The organism is Streptomyces sp. Isolate_45, from assembly GCF_024721315.2.
Taxonomy (GTDB): Bacteria; Actinomycetota; Actinomycetes; order Streptomycetales; family Streptomycetaceae; genus Streptomyces.
In genome coordinates this window covers 1-836 of record NZ_JANFAK020000382.1, presented here as the reverse complement: position 1 = coordinate 836, position 836 = coordinate 1, and the positions used below count along the sequence as shown (strand labels likewise).

2 protein-coding genes are annotated in these 836 nt (G+C 74.5%); both read right to left on the bottom strand.

Annotated elements, in window-relative coordinates; genetic code table 11:
- Positions 1-54 precede the first annotated feature (54 nt).
- A complete protein-coding gene (locus NOD94_RS41205) occupies positions 55-729 on the bottom strand; it encodes a maleylpyruvate isomerase family mycothiol-dependent enzyme (protein WP_281211366.1) in 675 nt (224 codons plus the stop codon).
- On the bottom strand, positions 726-836 hold a 111-nt coding region (locus NOD94_RS41200; RefSeq protein WP_281207564.1), incomplete at its 5' end, for an adenosylhomocysteinase. The genes NOD94_RS41205 and NOD94_RS41200, both read right to left, overlap by 4 nt.

Below are 836 nucleotides of genomic sequence, written 5' to 3'. Positions count from 1 at the left end.
GGTCCCGCTCGCCCTCGGGGGCGGAGCGGGTCCCGGCCCGGCCGGTTTCCGGGGTCACCGGTAGATGAGCAGCTCCGCCTCCGCGGCGCCTTCCAGTTCGTAGCGGGTCGCGACCAGCGGACGTCCGGAGTAGAGGCGGATCAGCGTCGCCGCGTCGCCGGCGAAGCGGGCAGGGCGGCGGCCGGGCTCGGCATTGCCCAGGTCCAGCGGTTCCGCGTGACCGTCGATGTGGGCGAGCAGCCGCGGCGTGTCCCGCTTGCGGCTGGTGGTGCGGAGCAGGGGCAGCGCGAGCGCGAGACTGCCCCCGCCGTACGCCCCGGGTGCCCCGAAGGCCTCGCGGACGTCGCCCGCGTGGATCCACTCCCCCAGTGCCACCGCGTCCAGCGTGCCGTCGCCCGCCGCGATGGCCGCTCCGGCTTCCGTGAGCCCGCGTTCCAACTCGTCGATGATCCGGGACACGGACCAGTCCGCCCGTTCGGCCACATCGGCCGCGTTCGCCGCGGGCAGGAACACCCCCTCCTCCAGCCGTCCCTCGACGATCCGGACGAGGGCGGCCGCGCAGTGGGCCAGGACGTCCCGCGCCGTCCACCCGGGACACGCGGTCCGCAGCCCGTACGAGCTCTCGGGCGTACGGCGCAAGAGCGGGAGCAGCGCGTCCCGTTCGGTGCGCAGCAACAGGTCCGGGAGCCAGGGGTCGCGTACTTCGCGAACGGTTTCCACCGCGGTCAGTAGCGGTAGTGGTCGGGCTTGTACGGGCCCTCGACGGGGACGCCGATGTAGGCGGCCTGTTCGGGGCGCAGGGTGGTGAGGCGGACGCCGAGGGCGTCGAGGTGGAG